The organism is Salipiger bermudensis (assembly GCF_017309175.1).
GTDB lineage: Bacteria > Pseudomonadota > Alphaproteobacteria > Rhodobacterales > Rhodobacteraceae > Salipiger > Salipiger bermudensis.
In genome coordinates, this window is record NZ_JAEKJV010000010.1 from 105,344 (window position 1) to 131,136 (window position 25,793).

Below are 25,793 nucleotides of genomic sequence, written 5' to 3' on the forward strand. Positions count from 1 at the left end.
AAATATCCCGGGGGTCCGGGGGCAGCGCCCCCGCTCCGGTGTTCTCAGCCTGCAGCCATCTCAGGCAACTCAGACCATGCCTTCCGATTTTGCCCAGTCGAGCGCCCGGTCGAGCGCCCGGCCAAAGCGGGCGAGGATCTCGGTCAGGTCGTCTTCGGTGACGATCAGCGGCGGACAGAACGCCACGGTCTCGTAGACGTTGCGCACGATCAGGCCTTCCTCGGCGCAGAGCGCCACGACCTTGGCCGCCATCGAGCCCGCCGGCTCGAAGGCCTCGCGGGTGTCGCGGTTCTTGGCCAGCTCGACGCCCGCGATCAGGCCCACGCCGCGCACTTCGCCGACCAGCGGGTGATCGGCGAACTTGCGCAGACCGTCCTGGAACATCGGCTCGAGGCGCTCGGCATTGCCCATCAGATCCTTCTCTTCGATGATCTTCAGGTTCTCGAGGCCCACGGCGCAGGCGACCGGGTGGCCCGAACCGGTGAAGCCGTGGCCGAAGGTGCCGAGCTTGGCGGTGTTGTCGGCAATGGCGTCATAGACCTTGTCGTTCACCACGATCGCGGCGAGCGGCATGTAGGACGAGGTCAGCTGCTTCGAGGTCACGAGGATGTCCGGGGTGAAGCCGAAGCGCTCGCAGCCGAAGGGTTTGCCGGTGCGGCCGAAGCCGTTGATGACCTCGTCGGCCACCAGCAGGATGTCGTATTTCTTGCAGATCTCGGCAACGCCGGGCCAGTAGCCCTCGGGCGGCACCATGACGCCGCCGGCACCCATCACCGGCTCGCCGATGAAGGCGCCGATGGTCTCGGGGCCCTCGGCAAGGATCGTGTCCTCGAGCTCCTTGAGCAGGCGCGCGGTGAACTGCTCCTCGGTCTCGCCCTCTTCGGCGAACTTCCAGTAATGCGGCGTGGTCAGGTGGGTGACCGGAATCGCCGGAAGGTCGAAATCCTTCTGGTTCGCCGGCAGCCCGGTAAGCGAGCCCGAGGCGATGGTGATGCCGTGATAGGCCTTGTTGCGCGACAGGAACTTCTTCTTCTCCGGGCGGCCAAGGCCGTTGTTGAGGAACCAGACCATCTTGACGACGGTGTCGTTGGCCTCGGAGCCGGAGTTGGTGAAGAACACCTTATTGAGCCCTTCCGGGGTCATCTCGACCAGCTTCTCGGCGAGGCGGATCGACGGCTCGTGCGACTTGTGCGCGAAGGTGTGGTAGTAGGGCAGCTTCTTGAGCTGCTCGTAGGCCACGTCGGCGAGGCGGTTTTCGGAGAAGCCCACGGCGACCGACCACAGGCCTGCCAGCGCCTCGTAATATTCCTTGCCCTCGGTGTCATAGACCTTGGCACCGTCGCCATGGCTCATGATCATCGGACCCTTTTCCTCGTGCAGGCGCATGTTGGTGTAGGGGTGCATCGTGTAGGCGATGTCGGCGGCGTGAAGCGAGTTCGGACGCTGGTTCATGTTGGTCTCCGTATTGGCAGTGGCCCCCGCAGGGCCTGAGGTTTCGGTTGGGGAGAAGGCCGCGGGAGACTCAGGTCCCCGTTGGCGCACAGTTAAGATGACTTTGGGTCAAAGGTCACGGGGAGAATTTGATCAAATCTTTTCCAGTCCGCACCATTCCGCGATGAACAGCGCGATCGTGCCGGTCACGCGCTTCACCGACGACAGTTTGACGCGCTCGTCGAAGCCGTGGATGGCTTCGGAATAGGGCCCGTAGACGAGGCAGGGGGTCTCGCCGTAGATCACGAAGACCCGCCCGTCGAGATAGCCCGGCGTCACGAAGCTCTCGAGCGGCTTGGCGTAGCTCGACATGTGGGCGCGGGCGAGGGTTTCCTCGGCCTCGGTGCCTTCCTCGAGCACGTAGCCCTCCGCGAAGAAGCCGTTGAAGATCACCTCGGGCGGGTTGTTGGCGAGGAACGGGATGCGGTCCGAGACCCGGCGCAGGTGGTCCTCGATCTCGCGCGCGGCGTCCGCGGCCTTGATGCCGGGATAGAGCGCGATGCGGCAGTCGAATTCGCACCAGGCCGGCACCGAGGAGGCCCAGTCGCCGCCGGCGATCTTGCCGACGTTGAAGTTGATCGGGTGCTCGAGCTCTTCGAAATACCGGTGCTCGCCCTTTTGGGCGTTCCACGCCTCCTCGAGCTCGCGCAGCCCCTTGATCAGGTCGTAGGCCGCCTCGATGGCGTTGGCGCCGGAGCCGGCCTCGCGCACGTGCACCGGTGCGCCCTGCACCCGGACGCGGAACCACAGCACGCCGGTATTGGCGCGCACCAGCATGTCGTCCTCGGGCTCGGGGATGATCGCGGCATCGGCATTGTAGCCGCGCAGAAGCGCCGCGAGCGCGCCGTTGCCGGTGCATTCCTCTTCGACCACCGATTGCTGGTAGAGCGTGGCGGCGGGTCGGTAGCCGAGGCGCTTGAGCGCATCCACGGCAAAGATATTGGCGGCGATCCCGGCCTTCATGTCTGCGATGCCGCGACCATAGAGCCAGTCGCCGTCGCGCTTCGGCTCGAAGGGCGGGTGGCTCCACATATCAAGCGGCCCCGTGGGGACAACGTCGACATGGCCGTTGAGCACCAGCGACTTCCCCGTCTCCTCGCGCGGACGCATGGTGCCCACCACGTTGATCGCGTTGGAGTAATCGACCTCGACCGGCGAGAATCCGGGGTGGTGCCTGATGTCGTCCACCTCGATGGTCCAGCGGTCCATCGCGTAGCCGCGGGCCTTCAGCGCGTCATGCAGGAAATCCTGTGCGGTCGCCTCCTGTCCCCGCAGGGACGGGAACCGGCCAAGCGCCTCGGTGAAGGCGATCTGGTCCTCGAAGCCCTCTTCGACGGCGGCGAGGATCTTTTCGGTCAGCTCGGCAGAGAGGGTCATGTCCCGCGCCCCATGAAGCCTTCCATGAAGGAGACCAGCGAAGTGGTGAGGTCCTCGGAGAGGTAGCCGCCTTCCTGCACGATCACCGTGGGGTAGCCGGCGGCGGCGATCATCTCGCCGGCGCGTCGGAAGCCGTCCCAGCTGATCTGCATGCCGAGCAGCGGGTCGTTCTCGTGCGCATCGAGCCCAAGGCTCAGCATCAGCGCGCCCGGCTGGTAGGCGGCGATCTTCTCCAGCGCGTCCGCGATGGTCTTCAGCCAGGCCTCGTCGGTGGTGGTGCGGGGCAGGGGGTAGTTGGTGTTGAAGCCCGTGCCTGCGCCGGCGCCGGTCTCGTGGGCGTAGCCGACGAAGAACGGGTAGTAGGTCTCGGGATCGGCGTGGATCGAGATCGTCATCACGTCGTCGCGCTCGTAGAAGATCGCTTGCGTGCCGTTGCCATGATGCACGTCGATATCCAGCGTCGCGACCTTGTCGTGCTGGCTGCGCAGCCGCGCGGCGGCGACGGCGGAGTTGTTCATCATGCAGTGCCCGGCGGCCATGTCGGCCGAGCTGTGATGCCCGGCGGGGCGGCAGAGCGCATAGGCGGCGCGATCTCCGGCCAGCACCGCGTCTGCGGCAGCGACGGCGCAGTCGGCGGCCCGGCGCGATGCGGTCCAGGTGTGCTCGCCGATCGGGGCCGACGTGTCGCCCATGTGCCAGCCGGCGCGCCCGACGATGCTGGCCGGGTAGGTCGCGAAGCCGCGCTGCGCAAAGACGTTCGGCACCACCTCGGGGCCGGCATTCGGCAGCGCCTGCCATTCCTCCCAAGCGGTCTCGAGGAAGGTGAGGAAGTCTTCCGTGTGGACCTCCGCGAGCGCATCGCGCGAGGCTTCCGCCGGTTCGATGGCCTCGAGGCCAAGCTGATCGAGCCCCGCCTTCAGCAGCTTTGCGCGCTCGGCCTGCTCGGCGTTGCGCAGGATCTTGCCGTGGGTCAGGCGAAAGACCGGATCGTGGAGGTCGGTCTCGGGGGCATAGAAACACTTCATCAGTCTGGCTTCTCTTCCATGTTGCGGAATTGCTCGACAACGAGGTCGCGGGCGACCTCGATATGGTAGCGCAGCGCCTCGACGGCCTCGGGCTCGTCGTGGCGCAGCATCGCGTCGAGGATGGGTTGGTGGGTGTCGGCCAGCTTCTGGGCGTCATCGTAGAGCCGGCCGATCATCATGATCGTCAGTTCCGACTCCATCGCGATCTGGTCGAATGTGGCGAGGAACTTCGGGTTGCCCGAGCCCGCGCAGATCAGCCGGTGGAATTCCATGTCCGCCTCGACCTGCGTCAGCATGTCGAAGCCGGGGCCGGCGACGCGGCGCATCTCTTCGATCTGTTGAACAAGGCGGGGGCCGCTCTTGCCCATCCCGTCGCGGATCAGACGGCGTACCGCCGCGGTCTCGATCACCAGCCGGAATTCGTAGAGATCGGCCAGTTCGCGCGCCGTGATCGAGCGCACGAAGAAGCCGCGATTGGGCAGGTAGGTCACTAAGCCAGAGTTCTCGAGCAGCCGCGCTGCCTCGCGCACCGGGGCGCGGCTCACACCGAGCTGGCGGGCCACCACCGATTCGGAGAGCCGTTCGCCCTGTGACAGCTGACCGGTCACGATCGCCTTGCTGAGCAGGCGCGCGACGCGCTGAACGAGTCCCTCGCGGTCGAGAGGCTGAAAGCCGTCGCTGTCCTGTTTTGGGTCCATGAAATCGAAACCGAAATGCACAAGTTGCGATCACGCTAATTGTAGGTTTGCCGATTGTCGACAATTTCCTTGACCAAAGATGCGTTCTCGGCCTTTCTTTACGGCAAGCGATGAAAAGGACGACTTTGATGCCCGATGGAGCACCCGCCGACACCGTCACCCAGCTGCGCCGCGATCTGGCTGCCGCCTACCGGCTGATCGCGCATTTCGGAATGGATGACGGCATCTACACCCATATCTCCGCGCGTCTGCCGGATGGTCCGGGTGGCGAGAAGCGCTTCCTTCTGAACCCTTACGGCCTGCGCTTCGACGAGGTGACGGCGGCGAATCTCGTCACCGTGGACGAGACCGGCGCGGTGGTCGACGATCCCTATGGCGCTGGCGTCAACGCGGCCGGCTTCACCATTCACTCGGCCGTGCACATGGCGCGGCACGACGCGGTCTGCGTGCTGCACACCCACACCGTCGCCGGTGTCGCGGTGTCCTCGATCAAGGAGGGGCTGCTGCCGCTGAACCAGTGGTCGGCGCAGTTCTTCAACCGAATCGCCTTCCACGACTACGAAGGCATCGCGCTGAACCTCGAGGAGCGCGAGCGCATCGTGGCCGATCTCGGTGAGAAGCAGGTGATGCTGCTGCGCAACCATGGCACGCTGCTGCTGGGCCGCTCGGTCGCAGAGGCGGTGAAACTGGCGCTGAACCTCGAGCGGTCCTGCAAGGCGCAGGTGGCGGCTCTGGGCATGGGGCAGACGCCGATCGTGCTGCCCGACGATGTCGCCGAGCACACGGCCGGCCAATATCAGAAAATGTATGACAAGATGGAAGGCGCCGGCGGCAAGGATCCCGAATGGGATGCCTTCCTGCGGATGCTGGAAACCGCCGCTCCCGGCTACAAGGGCTGAGTGGCGACCCGAGAGATAACCAATGCGGCCCGGCGCAGAACCGGGCCCGACACCCCCGAAACCAAACTGACAGGGAAAACATGAAACATCTCAAAGCGACGACCTTCCTGATCGCCGCCGCCCTCGCGGCGCCGCTTGCCGCCCAGGAGGCCGGTGGCCGGCTCGACATCGTGGTTCAGCCCGAACCGCCCTCGCTGATGCTGGGCCTGGTGCAGAACGGCCCGACGCAGCTTGTTGCCGGCGACATCTACGAGGGCCTGCTGCGCTACGGCACCGATCTGCAGCCGCAACCGCTGCTGGCGAAAAGCTGGGAGATCTCGGACGACGGCCTGACCTACACCTTCACGCTCAACGAAGGTGTGAAGTGGCACGACGGCGAGGATTTCACCGCCGAGGACGTGGTGTTCTCTGCCGATGTCTTCCTGCGCGAGACTCACGCCCGCCTGCGCGCCTCGCTGGCCTATGTCGAGAGCATCACCGCGCCGGACGACACCACCGTGGTGTTCCAGCTGAAGGAGCCCTTCGGCCCGTTCATCAGCGTCTTCGAGACCGGCACCATGCCCATCGTGCCCAAGCACATCTATGAAGGCACCGATTTCGCCAACAACGAGATGAACGCCACGCCGATCGGCACCGGCCCGTTCAAGTTCGAGGCCTGGGAAAAGGGCAGCTACATCCACCTCGTGAAGAACGAGGACTACTATGTCGACGGTCTGCCCTATCTCGACGAGGTCTATTACCGCGTGATCCCGGATGCCGCCGCCCGCGCCGTGGCCTTCGAGACCGGCGAAGTGGACGTGCTGCCCGGCGGCTCGGTCGAGAACTGGGACGTGCCGCGTCTGACCGAGATGGACAATGTCTGCTCGACCGGCTCGGGCTGGGAGTTCTTCGCGCCGCACGCATGGATGTGGCTCAACAACCGCGAAGGTCCGACCAGCGACGTGCGCTTCCGCCAGGCGGTGATGTACGCGATGGACCGCGACTTCCAGCGCGACGTGGTGTGGAACGGCTTCGGCAACGTCGCCACCGGCCCGGTCTCGTCGAAGACCAACTTCTACTCGGACGACGTGACGATCTACGATCACAACCCCGAGAAGGCCGAGGAGCTGCTGGCCGAGATGGGCTATGACGGTGAAGAGGTCCGCCTGCTGCCGCTGCCCTATGGCGAAACCTGGCAGCGCTGGGCCGAGGCCATCCGCCAGAACCTGAGCGAGGTCGGCATCAACGTGTCGATCGACAGCACCGACGTCGCGGGCTGGAACGAGAAGACGTCCCAGTGGGACTACGACATGGCCTTCACCTATCTCTACCAGTACGGCGATCCCGCGCTGGGCGTGTCGCGCAACTACACCGCCGACCGCATCCAGAAGGGCAGCCCGTGGAACAACGTCGAAGGCTACGACAACCCCGAGCTCGACGAGAAGTGGTTCGCCGCCGCGACCATGATCTCGCCGGAAGAGCGTCAGGCCGCCTATAACGAGATCCAGCAGGAGATCGTCGACGACGTGCCCGTGGCGTGGCTTCTCGAGCTCGAGTTCCCGACCATCTACCGTTGCGACATCAAGGACCTCGTGACCACCGGCATCGGTGTCAATGACGGCCCGCGCAACGCCTGGATCGAGCAGTAACCCAACCGGTTCGGGCCGGACTGTCCCTTGTCCGGCCTGACCTCGAGGCGCCGCCCCTTCCCCGTGGACGGCGCCTCGGGAAACAGATTCCCCTCCGAGGACGCATGACCATTCTCATCGCAATCCTCTCGCGGCTCGCGAAGGCGGCACTCACGCTGCTTGCCATCGCTGTCCTGAACTTCTGTCTGCTGCACGCAGCGCCGGGTGACCCGGCGGTGGTGCTGGCAGGCGAGGCGGGCGCGGCCGACGAGCAGATGATCGCGCAGCTGCGCGAACGCTTCGGCCTTGACCAGCCGCTTTACGTGCAGCTCGGCAAGTATATCGCCGGCATCGTGCAGCTGGATCTTGGCTATTCCTTCCGCCAGAGCGCCCCGGTGATCGACCTGATCGCCGAGCGGCTGCCGGCAACGCTGTTGCTGACCCTGACCGCCTTCGTGATCTCGCTGACCTGCGGCATCGCGCTGGGCGTCGCCGCCGCCGCCCGCGTCGGCAAGGTGTCGGATTCGCTCCTGACCACGCTGGCGCTGCTGTTCTACGCCACGCCGCTCTACTGGCTGGCGCTGATGGCGGTGCTGGTGTTCTCGGTCTGGCTCGGCTGGCTGCCCGGCTTCGGCTACGAGACCGTGGGCTCCGATTTCTCGGGCTTTGCCCGTGCCATCGACATCCTCAAGCACCTGATCCTGCCGGCGCTGACGCTGGGGCTGTTCTTCATGGCGGTCTACATGCGCATGACGCGGGCCTCGATGCTCGAGGTCTCGACCGCGGACTTCGTCAAGACCGCCAAGGCCAAGGGCCTGTCAGGCCCGGTGATCCGCCGCCGCCACATCCTGCGCAACGCCATCCTGCCGGTGGTCACGCTGGCCGGCCTGCAGGCAGGGCAACTCGTCGGCGGCGCCGTTCTGACCGAGACCGTCTTCGCATGGCCCGGCATCGGCCGGCTGATGTTCGAAAGCCTCGCCGCGCGCGACTACAACACCATCCTCGGGGTCTTCCTCGTGTCCGCCGCCATGGTCATCCTGTTCAACATCGTGACCGACATCGTCTACCGGATCGTCGATCCCCGGATCGGAGCGAGGGCCTGAGCCATGTGGAAACGTTTCAGAAGCAATATCGGTGCCATGGTCGGGGTCGTCCTGCTTGTCGCCGTCATCTTCATCGCCATCTTCGCGCCGCTGATCTTCGCCAACACGCCCTGGCAGATGGTGCAGCGCCCGTTCCTTGCGCCGTTTGCGATGGAGAGCCTGCCGCTCGGCACCGACACGCTGGGCCGCGACGTGGCTGCCCAGCTGGCCTATGGCGCGCGGGTCTCGCTGCTGGTCGGGCTGGTCTCGACGCTGGTGGCTCTGCTCATCGGGGTGCCGCTTGGCGCGCTGGCCGGGTTCTATGGCGGATATGTCGATGAAGGCGCCATGCGCTTCACCGAGTTCTTCCAGACCATCCCGAACTTCGCGCTGGCCATCGTGCTGGTGGCGATCTTCGAGCCGACGCTGGCCTCGATCACGCTCGCCATCGCCATTGTTTCCTGGCCGCCGGTGGCGCGCCTGGTGCGGGCCGAGGTGATGTCGGTGCGAAAGCGCGAGTTCGTCGATGCCGCGACGCTGGCGGGCCTGTCGAAGCCGCGCATCCTGGTGCGGCAGGTGCTGCCCAACACGGTCTCGCCGATCATCGTCATGGCCTCGCTGATGGTCGCCACCGCGATCCTGCTGGAGAGCTCGCTCTCCTTCCTCGGCCTCGGCGATCCCAATGCCATGAGCTGGGGCTACATGATCGGTGCCGCGCGCACGGTGATCCGCTCGGCCTGGTGGCTGAGCTTCTTCCCCGGCATCGCCATCGTCATCACGGTGCTGGCGCTGAACCTCATCGGCGAAGGTCTCAACGACGCGCTGAACCCGCACCTCTCCCGGAAGGGCAAGGCATGAGCACGACACTTTCCATCGAACACCTCACCATCGGCCTGCCGGAGGGCGCGGATCGCCCCTTCGCGGTCGAGGACGTGAGCATGGCCATCGAGAAGGGCGAGATCCTCTGCGTGGTCGGTGAATCCGGCTCCGGCAAGTCGATGACCGCCAACGCGCTGATGGGGCTGTTGCCGCCGGGCGTGAACGTGAAAGCGGGGCGCGCCATGTTCGAGGCCCGCGACGTGCTGCGTCTGCCCGAGGGTGAGAAGCAGGCGCTGCGCGGCGCCAGCATGGCGATGATCTTCCAGGAACCGATGACGGCGCTGAACCCGCTGATGCGCATCGGTGACCAGATCGTCGAGGTGTTTGCCGCGCATGACCGCTACACCCAGTCCGAGCGCCGCGAGAAGGCGCTCGCACTGATCCGCGAGGTGCAGCTGCCAGATCCCGAAAAGATCATCCGCGCCTATCCGTTCCAGCTTTCCGGCGGACAGCGGCAGCGGGCGATGATCGCCATGGCACTGGCGCTCGAGCCGAAGCTGCTGATCGCCGACGAGCCCACGACGGCGCTCGACGTGACGACGCAGGCGCAGATCCTCAAGCTGATCCTCGACCTGCGCGAGAAGCGCGGCATGGCGGTGATGTTCATCACCCATGACTTCGGCGTGGTGGCCGAGATCGCCGACCAGGTGATCGTCATGCGCATGGGCAAGGTGGTCGAGCGCGGCTCTGCCACCGAGGTGCTGGAGAACCCGCAGCACGACTATACCAAGCGTCTGCTCGAGGCGATCCCGACCGGCAAGCTGCCGGAGGCACGGCAGCTCTCGGAGACGCCGGCGCTCGAGATCAAGGGGCTGCGCAAGATCTACCGCACTGGCGGCGGCATGTTCAAACCGGTGCGCGAGGTGCGCGCGGTGGACGATGTCTCGCTCACCGTGGCGCGCGGCGAGGTGCTTGGGCTCGTCGGCGAATCGGGCTCGGGAAAGTCGACGCTCGGGCGCACCGCGGTGCGGCTCGTCACCCCCGATGGCGGGCAGGTGATGGTCGGCGGCACCGATCTTGCGGCGCTGTCCGACGAGGAGCTGCGCAAGCAGCGCCACAAGGTCCAGATGGTGTTCCAGGATCCCTATGCCTCGCTCAACCCGCGCCAGCGCATCATGGGCGCGATCACCGACGGGCCGATCACCCGCGGCATTCCGCGCAAAGAGGCCGAGGCCCGCGCCCGCGAGCTGCTCGAGATCGTGGGGCTGGGGGCGGATGCTGCCAGCCGCTTCCCGCACGAGTTCTCCGGCGGCCAGCGTCAGCGCATCGGCATCGCCCGCGCGCTTGCGATGGACCCCGAGCTGATCATCGCCGACGAGGCGGTCTCGGCGCTCGACGTGTCGATCCAGGCGCAGGTGCTCGACCTGCTGCGGGAGCTGCGCGAGAAGCTCGAGCTGTCGATCCTGTTCATCACCCACGACCTGCGGGTCGCGGCGCAGCTCTGCGACCGCATCGCGGTGATGCAGAAGGGCAAGCTGGTCGAGATCGGGACGGTGCACGACATCTTCCTGAACCCGAAGCAGGAGTACACCCGCAAGCTGCTCGCCGCCGTGCCCGGTGCCGACTGGGACCAGCAGGGAGCGGCCTGAGCATGATCGGGGTCGTCACCAACACCGCGTTCGAGATGTTCGACCGCTTCAGCCCGATCTTCGCCGCCGAGGCGCCGGAGATCACCATCCTGCGCCCCGAGGATGTCGAGCGCCCCGAGGAGGTGTCCTTCGTGTTCACCTTCCGCCCGGCCGACGATGCCTTCGCGCCCTATCCCAATCTGCAGGCGGTGTTCTCCGCCGGGGCCGGGACCGACGCCATTGACGCCTGTCCATCGCTGCCCGAGGGCGTGCCGGTCTACCGTGTCGAGGATGCAGACCAGGCGCTGCAGATGGCGGGCTATGCGGCCTTTCACGTGCACTGGCATCACCGCCACATGGCGCAATACGTCGCCCAGCAACGCGACGCCGTGTGGGAGCGTGTGCTGACGGGGCTGTCGCCGACCCACAAGCGGGTCGGCGTGCTGGGCTTCGGCCACATGGGCCGCGCCATTGCCAAGGGCCTCATGGCGCTGGGCTACCCGGTCTCGGCCTATGCGCGCTCGCAGCCCAGTCCGCCCGAGCCGGGCGTGCGCCATTTCATCGATGGCCAGATGGACGCGTTCCTCGCCGAGAGCGACATGCTGGTGAACGTGCTGCCTTTGACCGAGCAGACCAAGGGCCTGATCGACGCCGCCTTCCTGCGCAAACTCCCCGAGGGGGCGGCGCTGATCCACATGGGGCGCGGCGGGCAGGTCGACGAGGCGCAACTGCTCGAGGTGCTCGACGCGGGTCACCTCTGCGGCGCGTCGCTGGATGTCTTCGACACCGAGCCGCTGCCGGCAGAGAGCCCGCTCTGGGGCCATCCCAAGGTGCTCATCACCCCGCATGTGGCGTCGATCCCCGAGGCCACCTTTGTCGTGCGCGGCATCCGCGACCGGATGCGCGCGCTCGTTCCCGCCTGATCCTCTCCTCTTCTCCCCGCAGGACGCCATGACCACCGATCCCAACGACCTCTCCGCCCGTGAACTCGCGGCCCGCGTCCGCTCGGGCGCGCTCTCTGCCAGCTCCGTCATCCGCGAGACGCTTGACCGCGTCGCCAAAATGAACCCGCAGGTGAACGCGATCATCCAGGACTGCGGCGCGGACGCCATGGCCGAGGCCGAGGCGCTTGACGCGCGCATCGCCAAGGGCGAGGCGGTGGGGGCGCTGGCGGGCGTGCCGGTGACCATCAAGGTGCTCTCGGATCAGGCGGGCTATGCCTCGACCAACAGCTGCCGCATCTTCAAGGACGTGATGGCGACCGAGGACGCGCCCTTCCTGCGCCATCTGCGCGAGAAGGATGCCATCGTCATCGGGCGGACCAACACACCGGCCTTCTCTTATCGCTGGTTCTCCACCAACAACTTCTACGGCGACACCAAGAACCCCCACAATGACACGCTGACCGCCGGCGGCTCGTCGGGCGGGGCAGGGGCTGCGGTGGCGACCGGCATGGGCCATATCGGCCACGGCACCGACATCGCGGGCTCGATCCGCTATCCGGCTTATGCCTGCGGCGTGCAGGGGCTGCGCCCGACGCTTGGCCGCGTGCCGATGTTCAACGCCTCTTCCGGCGATCGCGGCGTGGGGCCGCAGCTGATGGCGGTTTCGGGCCCGCTGGCGCGCCGGGTCGACGACCTGCGGCTGGGGCTAGAGGGCATGGCGGGCTACGCGCCCGAGGATGTCTGGAGCGCCCCGGTGCCGCTGGTCGGCCCGACCTACCGCCGCCGCGTGGCGCTGGTGAAGCGCCCGGGCGGCATCGACACCGATCCGCGCATCCTAGAGGATCTCGACCGCGCCGCGGCGATTTTCCGCGCCGCCGGCTGGCAGGTCGACGAGCCTGCCGAGGTGCCGGAAATCCGCGAGGCGGTGGAGCTGCAGATCGACCTGTGGCTCTCGGACGATCACGCCACCAAGCTGCGCATGGCGCATGAAGAGGGCGATCCCGGTGCCATCGCGCTGCTCGAGCACTACGCGCCCCGCGCCGAGGCCATCGACGCCAAGCGCTTCGGCGAGGTGTTCCAGCGCCGCGCCACGCTGGCCCGGCACTGGCGCCACTTCCTGCAGGACTACCCGGTGGTGCTGATGCCGGTTTCGGCGGAGCTGCCATTCAAGCAGGATGCCGACCTTGAAGGTGGCGACGCGGTGGCGCGGCTCTGGGAGGCGCAACTGCCCCAGATCGCCTTCCCGGCGCTGGGCCTGCCGGGCATCGCCGTGGCCTCGGGTGTGCTCGATCACGTGCCCTCTGGCGTGCACCTGATCGGCGCGCCGTGGCGCGAGGACGTGCTCTGCGACGCGGGCGAAGTGCTCGAGCGCGGGTTCGGCTTTCCCGGCCTCGTGTCCTGACAAAGCTTGACAGATGGGGCGCAAAGCCCCATTTGGGACGGTAACGCTGCGCTGCCGCGTGAGCTAGCCGCGCCATTGGGCGGGAGGATCCCTCCCTGTCGGGCGCATCAGCGTTGCCAATACCGATTTCCCCATCACGCAGGGTTCTCGATGCGACGGCCGGATGGCGCGGGATACGCCCGCCTGTCCCGAGGCCGCGCCGCACCCTGACCGTGTCGCCTCTCGGGCGGCAGGTTCGTACGCCGTATCCGTGCCCGAGGAAGGGCCGTGCGGCCCGACAAAGGATATCTCTTGTTCGATTTCGACATGCTCGGCCTTGCGCCGACCCTCTCCGAAGCCCTGAAGCGCAACGGCTTTTCCGAGCCGACCCCGATCCAGAACCAGGCCATTCCGCTGGCGCTCGAGGGGCACGATGTGCTTGGCCTCGCCCAGACCGGCACCGGCAAGACGCTGGCCTTCGGCCTGCCGCTGATCGATGGCCTGCTGGCCCAGCCCGGCAAGCCGGCGCCCAAGACCGTCAAGGCGCTGGTGCTGGCGCCGACCCGCGAGCTGGTCAACCAGATCGCCGACAGCCTGCGTCAGCTCACCGACGGCACCAAGCTGCGGGTCGGCACCGTGGTCGGCGGCCAGTCGATCAACCGCCAGATCAACTTCCTCAGCCGCGGCACCGACATCCTTGTCGCCACGCCGGGCCGTCTCATCGACCTGATGGACCGCAAGGCGGTGGACCTGTCCACCGTGCGCCAGCTGGTGCTCGACGAGGCCGACCAGATGCTCGACATGGGCTTCATCCACGCCCTGCGCCGCATCGCGCCGCAGCTTGGTACCCCGCGCCAGACCATGCTGTTCTCGGCCACCATGCCGAAGCAGATGGAAGAGCTCTCCTCCGCCTACCTGACCAACCCGCGCCGGGTGCAGGTCTCGCCCCCGGGCAAGGCCGCCGACAAGATCACCCAGTCGGTGCATTTCGTCGACAAGGCCGGCAAGCCGTCGAAGCTGCGCGAGGTTCTGGGCCGCGATGACGAGTCGCTGACGCTGGTCTTCGCCCGCACCAAGCACGGCGCCGAGCGGCTGATGAAGGGGCTGGTGGCCGATGGCTACAACGCCGCCTCGATCCACGGCAACAAGAGCCAAGGCCAGCGCGACCGCGCCATCAAGGCGTTCCGCGACGGCGACATCAACGTGCTCGTCGCCACCGACGTGGCGGCCCGCGGCATCGACATTCCCGGCGTGGCCTACGTGGTCAACTACGACCTGCCGGAAGTGCCGGACAACTACGTGCACCGCATCGGCCGCACCGCGCGGGCTGGCCGCGAAGGGGAGGCCATCGCCTTCTGCGCGCCGGACGAGGCGGACCTGCTGCGCCAGATCCAGAAGCTGATGAAGATCGACATCCCCGTCGCTTCCGGTGACGCGCCGACCGAGCTGACCGAGGGCGGCCCGCGCCGTCGTCGCGGTGGCGGCGGCGGTGGTGGCGGCCGGGGCCGTGGCGGCTTCGGCGGTGGCAAGCCGCAGGGTGCCGGCAAGCCCGGCGGTGGCCAGGGCCAGCGGCGGCGTCGTCCGCGCCGTCGCGCAGCCTGAGCGCCAAGGACAGGGACGGGCCAAGATTTTTAGCTAAAAATCTTGGCTCCGGTGAAGACAAAACGCCCGGACGGGGATCTCCGTCCGGGCGTTTTCTGTTCTGAGCGGAAGAAAGCGGCTTACTGGGCCAGCTTCTTCGCGACGATCTCGTTCACCGCCTTGGGGTTGGCCTTGCCGCCGGTGGCCTTCATCACCTGGCCCACGAACCAGCCCGCGAGCTTGGGGTTCTGTTTGGCCTTCTCGACCTGTGCCGGGTTGGCGGCGATGATCTCGTCGACCGCGGTCTCGATGGCGCCGGTGTCGGTCACCTGCTTCATGCCGCGCTCTTCGACGATCTGCTCCGGGTCGCCGCCTTCGGTGTAGACGATCTCGAACAGGTCCTTGGCGATCTTGCCCGAGATCGCATCCGACTTGATCAGCCGCACGATGCCGGCGAGCTGCGCCGGGGAGACCGGGCTCTCGGTGATCTCGTGGCCTTCCTTCTTCAGCCGGCCAAAGAGCTCGTTGATCACCCAGTTGGCGGCGAGCTTGCCGTCGCCGGCGTCGCCCGCGACCTTCTCGAAGAAGGCGGCGTTGGCGACCTCGGCGGTCAGCACGCTGGCGTCATACTCGGACAGGCCGAACTCCTTGACGAAGCGCGCCTTCTTCTCGTCGGGCAGCTCGGGCAGGGAGGCGGCGATGTCATCGACCCAGGCCTGCTCGATCTCGAGCGGCAGCAGGTCGGGATCGGGGAAGTAGCGGTAATCATGCGCTTCTTCCTTGGAGCGCATCGAGCGCGTCTCGCCCTTGTCCGGATCGTAGAGACGGGTCTCCTGGTCAATGGAACCGCCGGCCTCGAGGATGGCGATCTGGCGCTTCGCCTCGTAATCGATGGCCTGCTGGATGAAGCGCATGGAGTTCATGTTCTTGATCTCGCAGCGGGTGCCGAGATGCGAGAAGTCCTGCGTTTCCTGGTATTTCTCGTACTGGCCCGGACGGCAGACCGAGACGTTCACGTCGGCGCGCAGGTTGCCGTTCTGCATGTTGCCGTCGCAGGTGCCGAGATAGCGCAGGATCTGGCGCAGCTTCGACACGTAGGCCGCCGCTTCCTCGGGGCCGCGGATGTCGGGGCGCGAGACGATCTCCATCAGCGCCACGCCGGTGCGGTTGAGGTCGACGAAGGACATGTTCGGATCCATGTCGTGGATCGACTTGCCGGCGTCCTGTTCGATGTGGATGCGCTCGATCCGCACGAGGCGGGCGATGCCCGGCTCCATGTCGACGATCACCTCGCCCTCGCCCACGATCGGGTGGTAGAGCTGGCTGATCTGGTAGCCCTGCGGCAGGTCCGGGTAGAAGTAGTTCTTGCGGTCGAAGGCGGATTTCAGGTTGATTTCGGCCTTCAGGCCGAGCCCGGTGCGCACCGCCTGCTCGACGCAGTATTCGTTGATCACCGGCAGCATGCCCGGCATCGCCGCGTCCACGAAGGCCACGTTCGAGTTCGGCTCGGCGCCGAACTTGGTGGAGGCCCCCGAGAACAGCTTGGCCTCGGAAGAGACCTGCGCATGGACCTCCATGCCGATCACCAGTTCCCAGTCGTATTTCGCCCCGGCGATGACCTTGGGTTTGGGGGGCTCGAAGCTCAGGTCAAGCATGGCGTATCCTCGTCTCGCAATTCGCGACGGGGATACGCCAGAGCGGCAGAGGGAGCAAGAGCGCTGGCGGCGCAGGGCGACGGAGACAGCGTGACACCGGCCTCGGTGAAGCGGACCTCGCGCCCGAGGCGCAATTGATGGGCGAAATGCTCAGCCAGCGCCGAGCGCGCGCGGCTCTCGCCGAGGCGCAGGCGATCGCTGGCGTCGGTCTTGCCGGCGAAGGCCCGGGCGTTGGCCCAGAGCGCGGGATGGATCTCGCGCAGGTGGTCCTCGACGATCCAGCCGAAGCAGCCGCTGATCCGGGCCCGGGCGCTGCTGGGCTCCGACGCACCCGAGAGGCTCATGCCGCAGAAGGCCGCGAGAAGATTGGCGGTGTGCTGGTCGGGACGGCGGGTGAGGATGTCGTGAAGGCCCTCGGTGAAGAGTTCCGCATCGACATGGGCGAAGCCGCGCAGCTGGCCGCTTGCGAGCGCGTCGAACCAGACCCAGACATAGCCGCCGGCCCCCCAGATATCGGCGGTGCGCCCGGCGGTGCGTCGGGCCTCGAGTTCGAGCCGGTCCCAGTTTCCGAAACGGGTCGGCATCAGGTCCCGGCCGAGCGCGCGCATGTGGGCGGGGCAGGCGGGATCGAGGTCGATCAGGTCCTCGTACTCGTCGATCACCCGGCGGCTCGGGCGCGGATCGAGTTCGAGCAGGGCGCAGCGCAGCGCGGCGATGGCCGGCGAATCGAACTCCAGCGGATGAAACGGCGCGATCAGTCGCGCCGCGGTCTCGAGGTGCTGTGAGCGGGCGTCGCGGCGCAGTGTCAGGGCGTCGCCGCTCGCCGGGACGGCCTCCCACGCCTCGGCCACGGTCAGATGGGCTTGTGCGACGGCATAGGAGAGCCACGCGGACTCTGCCAGCCCGTCGACGGCGTCATGCAGGCAGTACAGCGTCTGCCGCGCCGTCGTGGCATCGTTTCCGGTGACGGCGGCGAGCGCGGTCTCGACCACGTCCGAGCAGGCCCCCTCGGCGAGCAGCCGCGCAATGGGCATGCCGCCGCACGTCGCCGCGCGGCCAGTATCGGCCTCGCGCAGCCGTTCGGCCAATGTCTCCCAGTCTTCCTGCCGCGCGAGGTAGCGCCCGGCCAGGCGCAGGCTCTCGCAATCCGAAGCGTCGGGCGAGCTTTCGCGCAGGGGGATGTGGATCTTCGCGGGTTCGACGGTGGCAGGGCGCTCGGTCTCACCGGCAGGCGCCACCGTGGCGCCGACAGGACGCGGCCGGAGCCGCTTCCGTGACAGCACGGCGCGGGCAAACCGGAGGAGCGATGCGGGGCGGGCGATGTCTGACATGCGCGCAACATGTTTGGGGAATCGGGCACATTGAGGGCAGGAGCGGGTTGAGGCGGCGGCATTCCGCCGACGTTTCTTCGTCCGCTACCACGTTGACTCCCAAAGGGTTAACGGGGCCTTCGACGGTTTGGGTGCGACCGCCTGCAGCCTTGGGGCGAGCCGCGCTTTACCGAACCCACACCCTGTGGCAATTCTCCGGTCATGCTGCCACGTCTTCTCACAGTTCTGTCGGCCCTGTTCTTCGCAAGCGCCGTCTGGTCAGAACCCGCCCCGATGCCGCCCGGATACTCTCTCCAGGCCGTCGTCCACTCCGTACGCCCGCAAGAGCGGACCATGACGATCCCCGAAGCGCGCTGGGGCACCTCCGGCGAGCGCGGCACCTGGTCGCTGGCGGCGCTGTCGGCGCTGCGCGGACCGGCGAGCAACCTGCCCGGGATCGTCCCCGAGGACATCGCCACCTGGTGCCCGGCCTATCCGAGCGCCGGCCGCGAGGATCGCGAGGCGTTCTGGATCGGGCTGGTTTCGGCGCTGGCCAAGCACGAGAGCACCTATCGTCCGACCGCCGTCGGTGGCGGCGGCTTGTGGTACGGCCTGCTGCAGATCCTGCCCTCGACGGCGCGGCTCTACGATTGCCAGGCTGGAAGCGGGGCCGAGCTCAAGGACCCGCATCTCAACCTCACCTGCGGCCTGCGCATCATGGCCAAGACGGTGAAGCGCGACGGCGTGGTGAGCCAGAACATGCGCGGCGTCGCCGCCGACTGGGGCCCGTTCCATTCGCGCAAGAAGCGCGAGGACATGATCGCATGGACCCGTGCGCAGCCTTATTGCGCCGGCCTGCCGCGCTCGCTGAAGCCGGTGGCGCGCCCGGACAGCTGGGGTGAGGACGAGATCATGGCGAAGCTGCCCGCAAATGACGGCGTGATCGCCCTGAGCGTAGACGGCGCCATCCTGCGCCCGACGCAGGATCCGATCATCGCAACCTCGGGGATGTCCCCGGCACAGGAAGCTGTGGTGCAATAATCAAGACAACCAGCGCTGCGGCGCGAACCTGTCGAGCGCGCAGCGATGCGCAGAAAAAGGGGGCCAAGCGGCCCCCTTTTTTGGTCGCGTGCCGGTCCTCGTTCAGGACAGCAGGCGGCCCACCATCTCCGACACGTCGCGCGAGAGGTCAGGCTTGGCGGCGATGCGCTCGAGCTCGGCCTTCATCAGCGCCTGCCGCCCGGCGTCGTAGCGTGTCCAGGTCTGGAACACCGAGCACATGCGCGCCGCCGTCTGCGGGTTCTTGCCGTCGAGCTTGATCAGCCACTCGGCCAGCAGCCGGTAGCCGCTGCCGTCCTTGGCGTGGAAGCCGGCATGGTTCATCGCCAGCGAGCCCATCACCGCGCGGAAGCGGTTGGGGTTCTTCCAGTCGAAATCGGGCCGCTTGGTCAGCGCCTCGGCGCGGGGCGCGGCGGTCTCCGGCTTGGTGGCGGCGACCTGCAGCGCGAACCACTTGTCCATCACCAGCCGGTCGTCCTTCCACTGCTGCTCGAAGGCTGCGAGCGCCGCGTCCTCGGCGCCGGCGGAGATCAGGCAGGACAGCGCGCTCAGCTGCATGGTCATGTTGTCCGCGGCGTCGAACTGCGCCTGTGCGGCCTTGCCGCCATCGAGACGGGTCTGCAGCGACAGGACCGCATTGCCGAGCGCCCGCTTGCCGGACTGCTTGGCGTCGGGGCTGTAGCGGTCCGTGACGCGGGTCGCCGCCATCAGCTCGGGCAGCAGCGACGACCAGCGCTCGGCCATGGCGTTGCGCAGGGTCTCGGCGGCGGCATGGATCGCGTCGGGGTCGGGAGTGATGCCTTTGGCGTGCAGCATCTGCGCCAGCTCCGACTGGGTCGGCAGAGCCAGCATCAACGCCCGGAAGGCCGGATCGAGGTCGCCGTCGCGGATCACTTGTTCAAGCGCGTCGATCCATGCCGTGTCGGGCCCGGCGCCCTCGGTCACCATGTCGAAGAGGCAGCCCCGGGCGAGATCGCGGCTCGCCTCCCAGCGGTTGAAGGCGTCGGTGTCATGCGCCAGCAGGAAGCGCTTCTCCTCCGCCGAGGTCTCGCGGTCGAGCACCACCGGCGCCGAGAAGCCGCGCAGGATCGAGGCCACGGGCTTTGCGCTCAGCCCCTCGAAACGGAAGCTCTGCTCGGCGTCTGTCATCTCGAGCACGGTGGTCGGCACCACCTCGTCGCCATTGGGGTTGAGCAGACCCACGGCGATGGGCAGCACCTGCGGCGCCTTGTCGGGCTGACCCGGGGTGGGGGGCGTCTCCTGTTTGAAGGTCAGGGTGAAGGTGCCGTCGGCATAGTCCTCGGAGACGCTCAGATGCGGCGTGCCCGATTGCGAGTACCAGCGCTGGAACTGCGTCAGGTCGCGCCCGGTGGCATCCTCGAATACCCTGAGCCAGTCCTCGATGGTGGCGGCATCGCCGTCGTGACGCTCAAAATACAGATCCAGCGCCTTTGCATAGGCCTCGTCCCCCACCAGCCGCTTGAGCATCCCGATCACCTCGGCACCCTTCTCGTAGACCGTGGCGGTGTAGAAGTTGTTGATCTCCTGGAAGCTCTCGGGGCGCACCGGGTGCGACAGGGGACCCTGATCCTCGGGGAACTGGCGGGCGCGCAGGTCGATCACGTCGGAGATCCGCTTGACCTCGGCGGAGCGCATGTCCGAGGTGAACTGGCTGTCGCGATAGACCGTCAGCCCCTCCTTCAGGCAAAGCTGGAACCAGTCGCGGCAGGTGATGCGGTTGCCGGTCCAGTTGTGGAAATACTCATGCGCGATGATCGCCTCGATGCGCTCGAAATTGGCGTCGGTCGAGGTTTCCGGCGAGGCCAGCACGCAGGAGGAGTTGAAGATGTTCAGCCCCTTGTTCTCCATCGCGCCCATGTTGAAATCGTCGACCGCAACGATGTTGAAGATGTCGAGATCGTATTCCCGGCCATAGACCTCTTCATCCCATGTCATCGAGGCCTTGAGCGCCTCCATCCCGAAGGCGCATTTGCCCTCGTCGCCGGGGCGCACCCAGATGTTGAGCTCGACCTCCTTGCCGGACATCGTGGTGAACGCGCCGGGGTGGTTGACCAGATCGCCGGCCACCAGCGCGAAGAGATAGGCGGGCTTGGGCCACGGGTCATGCCACTCGGCCCAGCCTTCGCCGCTGTCGGTGGGGTTGCCGTTCGAGAGCTTGACCGGCGTGTCCCCCTCGATGCGGACGGTGAAGGTCGCCATCACGTCGGGGCGGTCGGGGTAGTAGGTGATCTTGCGGAAGCCCTCGGCCTCGCACTGGGTGCAATACATGCCGTTCGACATGTAGAGCCCCTCGAGCGCGGTATTCTCGGCCGGGGCGATCTCGACCTCGGTCTCCCACAGGAAGGGGCCGGAAGGCACGTCGCAGCGCAGGCCCTGAGGCGTCAGCTCAGGGGTGACCTCGGTGCCGTCGATGGCGGCGTGGATCAGCTTGAGCTCTTCGCCGTGCAGGAAGAAGTCCTGCGCGGGGGCGTTCGGATTGGGCTGGAAATGGATGCGCGAGACCACCCGCGTGGCTTTCGGGGCGAGCTTCACGGTCAGGTGAACATCCGCGACCTGCCAGCCGAAGGGCGTGTAATCGCTGAGGTAAATCGTCTGCGGGCTTGCGTCTTTCATGCGGTCTCATCCTGTCGGCAGGGGTGGCGCAGGAACTGCGCCCGATGGAAAAGTGTTAGGTCCGCAAGTCAGGCGCCACAACCGTGTGGCACGAAAATTTGCAAGTGAGGAGCTTTGTCATGTCGGCACCCGACACCAACATCAAGACGCAGAAGAAACAGCACAAGGGCCCGCTCGGGGGCATCTGGTTCGGGCTCGGGTTCGTGGCGCTGCTCCTGATCGTCTGGCTTGCATGGGTCTTTGCCTCGGCAGACGAGAGCGATCCCGCCGCCGCGACGACCGAGCCTGCCGCCGCCACCGAGACCGAGGCCGGCACGACGCAGATGGAAACGGCCCCCGCCGCCAACGACTGACGCCTTTCGCCAACCCCTTGCCAAGGCCTGCTCTGACGCTCGGCCGAGGTGTTCTCACGTGGGCCCCGGATCGGAACCGATCCGGGGCCTTCCGCGTTGTTCCGCGACCCAGCGGGATGCAAGGTGAGGGACAGATGGACGGGAAACTGGCGGGCCGCGCCTTCGCGGCGCTGAGCGAAGCCGATGGCGATGTGCCGGCGGAAGAGGCGCGCAACGGTCTGCGGCACGTGGTGTCGCTGTCGATGACCAAGCTCGCCGATGGTCTGATCAATCCCAAACTCGTGCTGACATGGCTGGCGCAGGCGCTGGGCGCGCCGGCGGTCCTCGTGGGGCTGCTGGTGCCGATCCGCGAGGCCGGGGCGCTGCTGCCGCAAATGCTGCTGGCGCACCGTGTCGAGGCGCTGCGACACCGCAAATGGGCGTGGGTCATCGGCTCGCTGGGGCAGGGGATCGCCGCCGCCGGCATGGTCGCGGTGGCCTTCACGCTGCAGGGCTGGGCCGCGGGGCTGGCGCTTTGCAGTCTGCTGGCCGTCCTCGCGCTGTCGCGCGCGGCCTGTTCGGTGAGCTTCAAGGACATTCTCGGAAAGACCGTCGAGAAGACCCGGCGCGGCGCGGTGACCGGAACCGCCGCCTCGGTCGCTTCGGCGGGGGTGATCCTTTTCGCGCTGCTGCTGATGACCGGACTGTTGCAGGACGTGACGCCGCTGGCACTCGCGGTGGGGCTCGCGGCGCTGCTGTGGTTCGCCGCCGCGGCCCTGTTCTCCACGCTCGAAGAAGCGCCCTCGGAGGCGGAGGGCGACGCCCCGGCGATCGATCTGTCTCCGTTCCGAAAGGACGGTCAGTTCCGCCGCTTCGTTTATGCACGCGGGGCGCTCACCGCGACGGCGCTCGCACCGCCCTATATCGTGCTGCTCGACACCGGCGAGGGGGCACTGCAAAAGCTGGGCGCACTGGTGCTCGCCTCGGCGGCGGCCTCCTTCGTCAGTTCCTATGTCTGGGGCCGGCTCTCGGACCGCTCGTCGCGCCGGGTGCTGATGTATTCCGGCTTTGCCGGTGCAGTGGCGATGGCGCTGGCTGTGCTGGCGGGGCTGACCGGTGTGGCGGGCGCGGCAATCTGGGTGACGCCTCTGCTGCTCTTTGCCCTGATGATCGCCTATCACGGCGTGCGTCAGGGGCGCTCGACTTACCTTGTCGACATGGCCCCCGAGGAGGCCCGCGCGCGTTACGCGGCTCTGGCCAACACCCTGATCGGCGGGCTGCTGCTGCTATCGGGGGCCTTCGGCGGCGCGCTGGCGTGGATCGGTCCGATCGCGGCGCTGGCGGGCTTTGCGGCACTGAGTGCCCTTGGCGGGGTCATCGCGATGGGGCTGGACGAGGTCGAGAAGGCTGCCGACTAGACCGGCACAAGCGCGGTGCTGGCGGCGCGGCGCACGGCGGCGGTGAGCCCGGTGACCGCACCCGCCACCAGACGGTTGACCTGCCAGTGCAGCGCCACCTCCTGCGGCTGATCGGGCCTCAGCGCGACCAGCCTCCCCTGCGCCAGATCCTCGCGCACCATGGGCTCGGGGTTGAGCCCCCAGCCCAGCCCGAGCCTCGCGGCATCGACGAAGCCTTGCGACGAGGGCAACCGGTGCAGCGGCGGGGTCGGGGCCTGCCCGGTGATCCGGCGCAGCCAGTCGTGCTGCAGCGCATCCTTGGCATTGAACTGAAGCATTGGAGCGTGGGCGAAAGCCTCGGTCGTGACGCCCTCCGCAAAGAACCTCTCGTAGAAGCCGGGCGCGCAGGTCGCCACGTAGCGCATCTTGCCGAGTGCGTAGGCGTCGCAGCCCTGCACCGGGCGGGCATGGGCGGTGATTGCCGCCGAGACCTCGCCCCGGCGCAGCCAATCGGCGGAGTGGGATTCGTCGTCCACCGCGATATCGAAGAGCAGGTCGTGCCCGATCAGCGCCGGCAGGAACCATGTCGAGAGGCTGTCGGCGTTGATCGCGAGGCGCAGCCGCGCCGGGGTGCCGGGCAGCTCGAGATCGCGGGCCAGCGCCGCCTCGAGCAGCCGCACCTCGCCGGCGTGACGGGCCAGACGCGCCCCGGCCGGGGTGGCGATGCAGGGCGCGGCGCGCACCACAAGCGCGCCGCCGACCCGGTCCTCGAGCGCCTTGATGCGCTGCGAGATCGCCGAGGGCGTGACGTACAGCTCGGCAGCGGCGGCGTCGAAGCTGCCAAGCCGGAGCACCGCGTCGAGCGCGGCCAGTTGCGACGGGTCGAACGACATTAGCAGAACTTATCAGAACTGAATTTCTTTAACTAGGCTGTCCCTTCGAGCCCGTGCTAGCAGGCGGGACGGATCGAAGGAGGGACAGGACATGCAGGCGGCAGTGGCGGGCTTCGCGCTCGGGTTTTCGATGATACTTGCGATCGGGGCGCAGAATGCCTTCGTGCTGCGGCAGGGGCTGATGCGGGCGCATGTGCTGCCGGTCTGCCTGATCTGCGCGCTCTCCGACGCGGTGCTGATCGCGGCCGGGGTCGCCGGCTTCGGGGTTCTGACCGAGGCTTTGCCGGGGCTGGAACCCGCCATGCGGCTCTTCGGTGCAGCTTTCCTTGCGTGGTACGGCGCGCGCAGCCTGCGCTCGGCCTGGCGCGGCGGGGCCGCGATGGGTGCGGGCAAGGCGGCGCTGAGCCTGCGCGGCGCGGTGCTCACCTGTCTCGCCTTCACCTGGCTCAACCCGCATGTCTATCTCGACACGGTGATGCTGCTGGGGGCGATCTCGTCGCAATACGCGCAGCCGGCGCTCTTCGGGCTGGGCGCGGTGACCTCCTCCTTCGTGTTCTTCTTCCTGCTCGGATACGGGGCGCGGGCGCTGGCGCCGGTCTTTGCCCGCCCGCGGGCGTGGCAGCTGCTCGATCTTGGCATGGCGGTGGTGATGTGGACGCTCGCCACCAAGCTGATCCTTGGCGGCATGGACAGCCTCGTCGCGAGCTTTCCGCTTTTCGAGAGATTGTTCGTGGTCTAACACCATCGCATGAGCGCTGTTTCCGCCCCGGTCCGGGGTATTCTCTGGATGGTCGTCACCGGCCTTTGCTTCGTCGGCGTCACGGCGCTGGTCAAGCTGCTGGCCGGGCGCGTCCCAGCGGCGGAATCGGCCTTTCTGCGCTATGTCTTCGGGCTTGTCTTCCTGCTGCCGGCCTGGCGCAGCCTGGCCGCGCTGCGGCTGTCCAAGCGCCAACTCGGGCTGGTGACGCTGCGCGGGGCGGCGCAGACTGCGGGCGTGATCTGCTGGTTCTTTGCCATGACCCGTATTCCGATCGCCGAAGTCACGGCGATGAACTACCTCACGCCGGTCTACGTCACCATCCTCGCGGTCTTCGTGCTGGGTGAGCGGCTCGCGATGCGCCGCATCATGGCTATCGTCGTGGCGCTGGGGGGCGCGCTGCTGATCCTGCGCCCGGGCTTCCGCGAGCTTGATCCGGGCCATTTCGCCATGCTGGGGACGGCGCTGCTGTTCTCGGTGTCCTACCTGATCGCCAAGATCATCTCGGGCGAGATGAGCGCTGCCGTGGTGGTGGCGCTGCTGTCGATCACCGTCACCATCGGGCTGTTCCCCTTCGCGTTGAATGTCTGGGTGACGCCGTCCTGGGGCGATCTCGGCATCCTGTTCCTCGTCGCCTGCTTCGCCACCGGCGGCCACTACGCGATGACGTTGGCCTTCGCAGCCGCGCCGGTGACGGTCACCCAGCCGGTGACCTTCCTTCAGCTTGTCTGGTCGGTGCTGGTGGGAGCGCTGTTCTTCGCGGAGCCGGTCGATCCATGGGTCGTCATGGGCGGTGCGATCATCATGGGCGCGGTGCTGTTCATCACCTGGCGCGAGGCTGTGCTGAAGCGCCGGGTCGCGCCGGCAGGTCCGGAAGCGCAGAGCTGAGCAGGCGGCTGGAAACGCAGCGTTTCCAATTCCAGAAAACTTCGCAGCGCTTCCGCATTCGCGCCCCAATCTGCCCGCAGCCTGAGCCCGGAGACTGGCGTATTGGAGAGTGACATGTTTGCCGAGAACAAGCTGACCGAAGACATGAATGACGTTCGGGATTTCCTGATCAACGAGCGGGCCAAGAGCCTGACCGAGGCCGAATGGCGGTTCCGGATGCGAGGCTACGGCTACAATCTTCGCCGCGTCGAGGGCGGTGTCGAGGTGGCCCGCCTGCCGCAAAACAGCGTGCTCGGCACCATCGAGCTCTGAGCCGGGTGCCACCGGCCGCCCCCG

Annotated in this window: 22 protein-coding genes; 14 read left to right on the forward strand and 8 right to left on the reverse strand. The window is 67.3% G+C overall.

Annotated elements, in window-relative coordinates; all coding sequences use genetic code 11:
* Positions 1–69: 69 nt before the first annotated feature.
* The 4 genes from JF542_RS14875 to JF542_RS14890 all read right to left on the reverse strand — a co-directional run bounded on the left by JF542_RS14875 (position 70) and on the right by JF542_RS14890 (position 4,591).
* Positions 70–1,452, reverse strand: coding sequence for an aspartate aminotransferase family protein (locus tag JF542_RS14875; protein WP_007797577.1), 1,383 nt, complete (start codon positions 1,450–1,452; stop codon positions 70–72).
* A gap of 132 nt (positions 1,453–1,584) precedes the next feature.
* A complete protein-coding gene (locus JF542_RS14880) occupies positions 1,585–2,868 on the reverse strand; it encodes an ArgE/DapE family deacylase (RefSeq protein ID WP_207076396.1) in 1,284 nt (427 codons plus the stop codon).
* Positions 2,865–3,893: a histone deacetylase family protein gene (locus tag JF542_RS14885; protein WP_207076397.1), complete on the reverse strand. Its 1,029-nt coding sequence runs from the start codon at positions 3,891–3,893 to the stop codon at positions 2,865–2,867. The genes JF542_RS14880 and JF542_RS14885 overlap by 4 nt, the downstream gene beginning before the upstream one ends.
* A complete protein-coding gene (locus JF542_RS14890; RefSeq protein WP_207076398.1) occupies positions 3,893–4,591 on the reverse strand; it encodes a GntR family transcriptional regulator in 699 nt (232 codons plus the stop codon). The genes JF542_RS14885 and JF542_RS14890 overlap by 1 nt, the downstream gene beginning before the upstream one ends.
* A 128-nt stretch (positions 4,592–4,719) precedes the next feature.
* On the opposite strand from JF542_RS14890, the gene JF542_RS14895 reads away from it, so the two are divergent.
* From JF542_RS14895 to JF542_RS14930, 8 genes are all read left to right on the forward strand, one after another.
* Positions 4,720–5,490, forward strand: a complete 771-nt coding sequence (locus JF542_RS14895; RefSeq protein WP_007797587.1) for a class II aldolase/adducin family protein — start codon at positions 4,720–4,722, stop codon at positions 5,488–5,490.
* Between the two features lie 80 nt (positions 5,491–5,570).
* Complete coding sequence (locus JF542_RS14900) at positions 5,571–7,118, forward strand: ABC transporter substrate-binding protein (protein WP_007797590.1); 1,548 nt, start codon at positions 5,571–5,573, stop codon at positions 7,116–7,118.
* 104 nt (positions 7,119–7,222) lie between these two features.
* Positions 7,223–8,200: an ABC transporter permease gene (locus tag JF542_RS14905; protein ID WP_007797594.1), complete on the forward strand. Its 978-nt coding sequence runs from the start codon at positions 7,223–7,225 to the stop codon at positions 8,198–8,200.
* A 3-nt stretch (positions 8,201–8,203) separates the two neighbouring features.
* Positions 8,204–9,037 carry an ABC transporter permease gene (locus JF542_RS14910; RefSeq protein WP_040544582.1) on the forward strand — a complete coding sequence of 278 codons (834 nt, stop codon included), beginning with the start codon at positions 8,204–8,206 and terminating at the stop codon, positions 9,035–9,037.
* The gene (locus tag JF542_RS14915; RefSeq protein WP_207076399.1) at positions 9,034–10,647 is read left to right on the forward strand and encodes an ABC transporter ATP-binding protein; all 1,614 of its coding nucleotides are present in this window, start codon (positions 9,034–9,036) and stop codon (positions 10,645–10,647) included. The genes JF542_RS14910 and JF542_RS14915 overlap by 4 nt, the downstream gene beginning before the upstream one ends.
* Before the next feature lie 2 nt (positions 10,648–10,649).
* The gene (locus JF542_RS14920; RefSeq protein WP_207076400.1) at positions 10,650–11,549 is read left to right on the forward strand and encodes a 2-hydroxyacid dehydrogenase; all 900 of its coding nucleotides are present in this window, start codon (positions 10,650–10,652) and stop codon (positions 11,547–11,549) included.
* Positions 11,550–11,577: 28 nt separating this feature from the next.
* The gene (locus JF542_RS14925; RefSeq protein WP_207076401.1) at positions 11,578–12,972 is read left to right on the forward strand and encodes an amidase; all 1,395 of its coding nucleotides are present in this window, start codon (positions 11,578–11,580) and stop codon (positions 12,970–12,972) included.
* Between the two features lie 291 nt (positions 12,973–13,263).
* Entirely contained in the window at positions 13,264–14,553 is a 1,290-nt protein-coding gene (locus tag JF542_RS14930) for a DEAD/DEAH box helicase (protein ID WP_207076402.1), read from the forward strand.
* Between the two features lie 119 nt (positions 14,554–14,672).
* On the opposite strand, the gene gatB is transcribed toward JF542_RS14930, so the two are convergent.
* A complete protein-coding gene (gene gatB / locus JF542_RS14935; RefSeq protein WP_007797613.1) occupies positions 14,673–16,187 on the reverse strand; it encodes an Asp-tRNA(Asn)/Glu-tRNA(Gln) amidotransferase subunit GatB in 1,515 nt (504 codons plus the stop codon).
* Complete coding sequence (locus JF542_RS14940; protein ID WP_207076403.1) at positions 16,175–17,518, reverse strand: hypothetical protein; 1,344 nt, start codon at positions 17,516–17,518, stop codon at positions 16,175–16,177. The genes gatB and JF542_RS14940 overlap by 13 nt, the downstream gene beginning before the upstream one ends.
* A 333-nt stretch (positions 17,519–17,851) precedes the next feature.
* On the opposite strand from JF542_RS14940, the gene JF542_RS14945 reads away from it, so the two are divergent.
* Entirely contained in the window at positions 17,852–18,538 is a 687-nt protein-coding gene (locus tag JF542_RS14945; RefSeq protein WP_007797619.1) for a transglycosylase SLT domain-containing protein, read from the forward strand.
* 102 nt (positions 18,539–18,640) lie between these two features.
* Here JF542_RS14945 and pepN read toward each other — a convergent pair whose 3' ends face one another.
* Positions 18,641–21,190: an aminopeptidase N gene (pepN, locus tag JF542_RS14950; RefSeq protein ID WP_207076404.1), complete on the reverse strand. Its 2,550-nt coding sequence runs from the start codon at positions 21,188–21,190 to the stop codon at positions 18,641–18,643.
* A 119-nt stretch (positions 21,191–21,309) separates the two neighbouring features.
* Here pepN and JF542_RS14955 point away from each other — a divergent pair, with 119 nt between their 5' ends.
* Together JF542_RS14955 and JF542_RS14960 are read left to right on the forward strand one after the other, a co-directional pair.
* Positions 21,310–21,543, forward strand: coding sequence for a hypothetical protein (locus JF542_RS14955; RefSeq protein WP_007797624.1), 234 nt, complete (start codon positions 21,310–21,312; stop codon positions 21,541–21,543).
* A gap of 134 nt (positions 21,544–21,677) precedes the next feature.
* Positions 21,678–22,940, forward strand: coding sequence for an MFS transporter (locus JF542_RS14960; RefSeq protein ID WP_207076405.1), 1,263 nt, complete (start codon positions 21,678–21,680; stop codon positions 22,938–22,940).
* On the opposite strand, the gene JF542_RS14965 is transcribed toward JF542_RS14960, so the two are convergent.
* Positions 22,937–23,812 (reverse strand): LysR family transcriptional regulator ArgP, encoded by an 876-nt coding sequence (locus tag JF542_RS14965; RefSeq protein ID WP_207076406.1) that lies wholly within the window; start codon positions 23,810–23,812, stop codon positions 22,937–22,939. The two genes, JF542_RS14960 and JF542_RS14965, sit on opposite strands and share 4 nt — an antisense overlap.
* A gap of 91 nt (positions 23,813–23,903) precedes the next feature.
* On the opposite strand from JF542_RS14965, the gene JF542_RS14970 reads away from it, so the two are divergent.
* The 3 genes from JF542_RS14970 to JF542_RS14980 all read left to right on the forward strand — a co-directional run bounded on the left by JF542_RS14970 (position 23,904) and on the right by JF542_RS14980 (position 25,769).
* Positions 23,904–24,551, forward strand: coding sequence for a LysE/ArgO family amino acid transporter (locus JF542_RS14970; RefSeq protein WP_207076407.1), 648 nt, complete (start codon positions 23,904–23,906; stop codon positions 24,549–24,551).
* A gap of 9 nt (positions 24,552–24,560) precedes the next feature.
* A complete protein-coding gene (locus JF542_RS14975; protein ID WP_040544587.1) occupies positions 24,561–25,457 on the forward strand; it encodes a DMT family transporter in 897 nt (298 codons plus the stop codon).
* A 114-nt stretch (positions 25,458–25,571) separates the two neighbouring features.
* The gene (locus JF542_RS14980; protein ID WP_007797640.1) at positions 25,572–25,769 is read left to right on the forward strand and encodes a hypothetical protein; all 198 of its coding nucleotides are present in this window, start codon (positions 25,572–25,574) and stop codon (positions 25,767–25,769) included.
* Positions 25,770–25,793 lie beyond the last annotated feature (24 nt).